The organism is Kitasatospora sp. NPDC057542 (genome assembly GCF_042801945.1).
In the GTDB taxonomy this organism is placed as follows: Bacteria; Actinomycetota; Actinomycetes; order Streptomycetales; family Streptomycetaceae; genus Kitasatospora.
Genome location: NZ_JBHVFE010000522.1, coordinates 1 through 5,882, shown reverse-complemented (window position 1 = coordinate 5,882; position 5,882 = coordinate 1). Strand labels below are relative to the sequence as shown.

Annotated in this window: 4 protein-coding genes; all 4 read left to right on the top strand. The window is 73.9% G+C overall.

Going from position 1 to position 5,882, the window contains the following annotated elements; genetic code table 11:
- Window positions 1-3,439: ribonuclease E/G (locus ACFU7Y_RS38440; protein ID WP_380771135.1), on the top strand; the 3,439-nt coding region annotated here is incomplete at its 5' end.
- A gap of 229 nt (window positions 3,440-3,668) precedes the next feature.
- On the top strand, window positions 3,669-3,986 hold the full coding sequence (gene rplU, locus ACFU7Y_RS38435) for a 50S ribosomal protein L21 (protein WP_045696828.1): 318 nt from the start codon (window positions 3,669-3,671) through the stop codon (window positions 3,984-3,986).
- A gap of 14 nt (window positions 3,987-4,000) precedes the next feature.
- Window positions 4,001-4,258, top strand: a complete 258-nt coding sequence (gene rpmA / locus ACFU7Y_RS38430; protein ID WP_030058248.1) for a 50S ribosomal protein L27 — start codon at window positions 4,001-4,003, stop codon at window positions 4,256-4,258.
- Window positions 4,259-4,378: 120 nt separating this feature from the next.
- The gene (gene obgE, locus ACFU7Y_RS38425; RefSeq protein WP_224284858.1) at window positions 4,379-5,857 is read left to right on the top strand and encodes a GTPase ObgE; all 1,479 of its coding nucleotides are present in this window, start codon (window positions 4,379-4,381) and stop codon (window positions 5,855-5,857) included.
- Window positions 5,858-5,882: the final 25 nt, after the last annotated feature.

The window sequence follows — 5,882 nt, the reverse complement described above, 5'->3', positions numbered from 1 at the left end:
TCGCCGTGCGGTGTCCCGCCCGGCGGGCACCCCGCAGGGTGCCGCGGCCGAGACGGCCGAGACGGTTCTGCCGGCCGAGGCGCCGACGGCCGCGCCCACCCCGGCTCCGGCCGTGGAGCCGGCGGCCGAGCCGGTCGCCGAGAAGCCGGTCCGGGCCCGCCGGACCCGCAAGCGCGCGGAGGCCCCGGCCGGGGCGCCGGAGGCCACCCCGATCGTGGTGACCGCGCCGGACACCGCCGAGCAGGCCGAGGCGGCCACCACCGCGAAGGCCGAGAAGGCCAAGAAGGCGGACACGACCGAGACGGCGGAGAAGGCCGAGAAGCCCGCCCGGGCCCGCCGGACCCGCAAGCGCGCCGAGGCCGAGGTCCCCGCCTCCGAGGCGCCGGCCGTCGAGGCCCCCGCCGCCGAGCCGGTGGCCGAGGAGGCCCCCGCCGCTCCGGCCCGCCGCACCCGCCGCCGTCGCGTGGTCGAGGCCGCGCCGGTCGTCGAGGCCCCGGCGGAGGAGCCCGCCGCCGAGGAGCCGCAGGCCGAGGAGCCCGCCGTCGCGGAGGAGCCCGAGGAGGAGGCTGCCGAGGCTCCCGCCGAGCCGGTGGCCCAGCCCGCCCCGGCCGCCGAGGCCGAGCCGCACCACCGGGTGCGCCGCCGCGCCGTCCGCCCGGCCACCGCGATCTTCCAGGCGCCGGTGTTCCAGGAGCCGGCCCCCTTCGTCGCGCCGTCCGAGCCGCAGCAGCCCGCCGCCGCCCCGGCGCAGGTCGAGGCCCCGGCCGCGGCCGAGCGCGAGGAGGACGAGTACGAGTACAGCGGTGTCGGCCGTCGCCGCCGGGTCCGCACCCGGGTCGAGCCGACCCGTCGCAAGCCGGCCGCCCAGGCGCCGGTGAAGGCGCCGGTCGAGGCGCCCGCCGCCGAGGCTCCGGCCGTCGAGGCGCCCGCCGTGGAGGCCCCCGCCGCCGGTCCGGAGACCGAGGGCGAGTGGGAGGAGGACGGCCGTCCGTCGCGCCGTCGTCGTCGTGGCGGCCGTCGCCGTCGCCGTGGCGAGGCCGAGGACTTCGAGGCGGCCGAGGCCGCCGAGACCGAGCAGCCCGCTGCCGAGGAGCCGGCCGAGGCCGTCTCCGAGGAGGAGGGCGAGGAGGACGACGAGCTGGCCGCCGGCCTGTCCTCGTCGCGCCGCCGCCGTCGCCGCCGCCGCCGCAGCGGTGAGACCGGTGCCGTCGAGACCGCCGAGACCACCGAGGACGGCGTCCGCACGGTGGTGAAGGTGCGCGAGCCGCGCCGCCGTTCCACCGAGCCGTCCTTCGACCCGGACGAGGTGCAGTCCATCAAGGGCTCGACCCGTCTGGAGGCCAAGAAGCAGCGCCGCCGCGAGGGTCGCGAGCTGGGCCGCCGCCGGGTGCCGATCATCACCGAGGCCGAGTTCCTGGCCCGCCGGGAGTCGGTCGAGCGCGTCATGGTGGTGCGCCAGAGCGGCCAGCGCACCCAGATCGGCGTGCTTGAGGACGGCGTGCTGGTCGAGCACTACGTCAACAAGGAGCAGGCCACCTCGTACGTCGGCAACGTCTACCTGGGCAAGGTCCAGAACGTGCTGCCGTCGATGGAGGCCGCCTTCGTCGACATCGGCAAGGGCCGCAACGCGGTGCTGTACGCCGGTGAGGTCAACTTCGGTGCGCTGGGCGGCCACGGCGGCCCGCGCCGGATCGAGTCGGTGCTGAAGTCCGGCCAGTCCGTGCTGGTGCAGGTCTCCAAGGACCCGATCGGCCACAAGGGCGCCCGCCTGACCAGCCAGATCTCGCTGCCCGGCCGCTACCTGGTGTACGTGCCCGAGGGCTCGATGACCGGCATCTCGCGCAAGCTCCCGGAGAACGAGCGCGCCCGGCTGAAGCAGATCCTCAAGAAGATCGTCCCGGACGACGCGGGCGTCATCGTGCGCACCGCGGCCGAGGGCGCCTCCGAGGAGGAGCTGACCCGCGACGTCCAGCGCCTCCAGCAGCAGTGGGAGGACATCCAGAAGAAGGCCGCGACCGGCAACGCCCCGGCGCTGCTGTACGGCGAGCCGGACATGACCGTCCGGGTCGTCCGCGACATCTTCAACGAGGACTTCAGCAAGGTCATCGTCTCCGGCGACGAGGCGTGGAAGACCATCCACGAGTACGTCTCCAACGTGGCCCCGGACCTTGCCGAGCGGCTCCAGCGGTGGACCTCCGAGGTGGACGTGTTCGCCACCTACCGGATCGACGAGCAGCTGATGAAGGCGCTGGACCGCAAGGTCTGGCTGCCCAGCGGCGGTTCGCTGGTGATCGACCGCACCGAGGCGATGGTCGTCATCGACGTCAACACCGGGAAGTTCGTCGGCCAGGGCGGCAACCTGGAGGAGACGGTCACCCGGAACAACATCGAGGCGGCCGAGGAGATCGTGCGCCAGCTGCGGCTGCGCGACCTCGGCGGCATCATCGTGATCGACTTCATCGACATGGTGCTGGAGTCCAACCGCGACCTGGTGCTGCGCCGCCTGCTGGAGTGCCTGGGCCGGGACCGGACCAAGCACCAGGTGGCCGAGGTCACCTCGCTGGGCCTGGTCCAGATGACCCGCAAGCGGGTCGGCCAGGGTCTGCTGGAGTCCTTCTCCGAGCCGTGCGTGCACTGCAACGGCCGCGGCGTGATCGTCCACATGGAGCAGCCGAGCGTCCACGTCCACGCCCCCGTGGCGGCGGGCGAGGCCGCCTCGGGCGGCGGCAAGCGCCGCCGCCGGGGCAAGGGCGGCGCGGGCCACGAGGAGCCGCAGGCCGTCGAGGCCGCGGTGGCCGCCGTGGCCGAGCCGGTGGTGGCGGAGGCCGTCGCGGAGCCGGCCGAGCCGGTGCGCGAGGAGATCGAGGGCCAGTTGGCCCTGGAGGTCCCGGGCGTCGAGGCCCCGGCCGAGGCGGCCGCGCAGGCCCCGGTCGTCGAGGCTCCCGTGGTCGAGGCCCCGGCCCCGGCCGCCGCTCCGGTCGGCCGTCCGCGCCGCCGGGCGGTGCGCAAGGCGACCGCTCCGGCCGGCTCGCCGAACACCGCCGAGATCGTGGTGCTCCAGGCCAAGGCCGAAGCGGCGCTGGAGGCGGCCCTGGAGGCCGTCGCCCCGGCTGCCGTGGAGGCCGCGGAAGCCGTTGCCGAGGTTGCCGCCGAGGCGCCGGCCGAGCCGGTCGTGGTCGCGGAGGCCGCGGCCGTCGAGGCCCCGGCCGCTGCGGAGTCCGTCGCCGAGGCCGCCGAGGCCCCGGTCGAGGAGGCTCCTGCCGAGGAGGCGCCGGCGCCGAAGAAGCGGGCCGCCCGGAAGACCGCCGCCAAGAAGACCGCAGCGAAGAAGACCACCACTGCGGCCAAGAAGACCACCGCCCGCAAGACCGCGACCAAGCGGACGAGCGCGGCGGCCAAGAAGGCCGCGGCCGCCGAGGGTGATACGGCGGCCGAGTAGTGCCCACGCCCGGGGCGGGAGCGATTCCGCCCCGGGCCGTACGGGCCGGTTTGCCCCCCGGGCGGCCGGTCCGTATTCTTGACCATCGGCGTGTCTACGCCATTGCTCCCGAGCACATCACCTTCCCGAGGTCGCCGCGTCCGCGCGGTGGGCCGGGGAGAGGCTCCTGTGTCCGTACCCAGGTGGCTGGCGTCGGGGGTTCCGACCGAGCAAGGAAAGCAGGTACCGCATGTACGCGATCGTTCGCGCAGGCGGCCGCCAGCACAAGGTCGCCGTCGGCGACGTGCTGGAGATCGACCGTATCGAGGCCAAGCCGGGTGACTCGGTCGAGCTCTCGACCATCCTCGTCGTCGACGGTGACGCTGTCACCTCCGACCCGTGGGTCCTGGCCGGCGTGAAGGCTCACGCCGAGGTGGTCGACCAGACCAAGGGTGACAAGATCGTCATCCTGCGCTACAAGAACAAGACCGGCTACCGCCGCCGTCAGGGTCACCGTCAGCAGCACACCGCGGTGCGCATCACCAGCATCGACTCGGTCAGCAAGTAAGGGGATAGCGAGATATGGCACACAAGAAGGGCGCAAGCTCTACCCGCAACGGCCGTGACTCGAACGCCCAGCGCCTCGGCGTGAAGCGCTTCGGCGGCCAGGTCGTCTCCGCCGGCGAGATCCTCGTCCGCCAGCGCGGCACCCACTTCCACCCGGGTGCCGGTGTCGGCCGCGGTGGCGACGACACCCTGTTCGCGCTGACCGCCGGTGCGGTGCAGTTCGGCAACCGTCGCGGCCGCAAGGTCGTCAACATCGTGGCCGTCGAGGCCTGAGTCCCCGCGGACTCCCGAGTCTGAGAAGACTCACAGTGAAGGGTGGGCCGGAATTCTCCGGTCCACCCTTCACGCTTTACACAGCAGCAAGCAGACTCTCGCGCACTGGAGGCACACCCCATGACCACCTTCGTGGACCGCGTCGAACTTCACGTCGCCGCGGGTAACGGGGGCCACGGCTGCGCCTCCGTGCACCGCGAGAAGTTCAAGCCGCTCGGCGGGCCGGACGGCGGCAACGGCGGTGAGGGCGGCAGCGTCATCCTCACCGTGGACTCGCAGGTCACCACCCTGCTCGAATACCACCACTCGCCCAAGCGCAAGGCCACCAACGGCAAGCCGGGCGCGGGCGGCCACCGCACCGGCGCGGACGGCGAGAACCTCGTCCTGCTGGTGCCGGACGGCACCGTGGTGCTGGACCGCAAGGGCAACGTGCTGGCCGACCTGGTCGGGCACGGCACCAGCTTCGTCGCCGCCCAGGGCGGCCGCGGCGGCCTCGGCAACGCCGCGCTGGCCTCGGCCCGCCGCAAGGCGCCCGGCTTCGCGCTGCTCGGCGAGCCCGGCGAGGCCCGCGACATCGTGATGGAGCTCAAGTCCGTCGCCGACGTGGCCCTGGTGGGGTACCCGAGCGCCGGCAAGTCCTCGCTGATCTCGGTGCTCTCCGCCGCCAAGCCGAAGATCGCGGACTACCCGTTCACCACCCTGATCCCCAACCTCGGCGTGGTCACCGCGGGCGACGTCGTCTACACCATCGCCGACGTGCCCGGCCTGATCCCGGGCGCCAGCCAGGGCCGCGGCCTGGGCCTGGAGTTCCTGCGGCACGTGGAGCGCTGCTCGGTGCTGGTGCACGTGCTGGACTGCGCCACCCTGGAGCCCGGCCGTGACCCGCTGACCGACCTGGAGACCATCGAGGCCGAACTCGCCGAGTACGGCGGCCTGGACGACCGCCCGCGCCTGGTCGCGCTCAACAAGGTGGACGTCCCGGACGGCCAGGACATCGCCGACCTGACCCGCGCCTCCCTGGAGGAGCGCGGCTACCGGGTGTTCGAGGTCTCCGCCGCCTCCCGCAAGGGCCTGCGCGAGCTGAGCTTCGCGATGGGCGGGATCGTCGCCGAGGCACGCGCCGCCAAGCCGGCCGAGGAGTCCACCCGGATCGTGCTGCGGCCCAAGGCCGTCGACGACGCGGGCTTCACCATCACCGAGGAGGACGGCGCCTACCGCATCCGTGGCGCCAAGCCGGAGCGCTGGGTCCGCCAGACCGACTTCGCCAACGACGAGGCCGTCGGCTACCTCGCCGACCGGCTGGCCCGCCTCGGCGTCGAGGAGCAGCTGTGGAAGGTCGGGGCGCACGAGGGTGACACCGTCATCATCGGCCCCGAGGAGAACGCCGTCGTCTTCGACTGGGAGCCGACCATGGCCGCCGGCGCCGAGATGCTCGGCCGCCGCGGTGAGGACCACCGCATGGAGACCCAGCGCCCGGCGGTCGACCGCCGCCGCGAGAAGCAGAAGGGCCGGGACGCGGCCGAGGCCGAGTTCCTCGCCTTCGAGGCGCTGTCCAGCGGCCGCCAGGCCGCCATCGAGGGCGACGACGACGAGGACTGAGCCGCTCGGGCCGGTTGACGCGAAC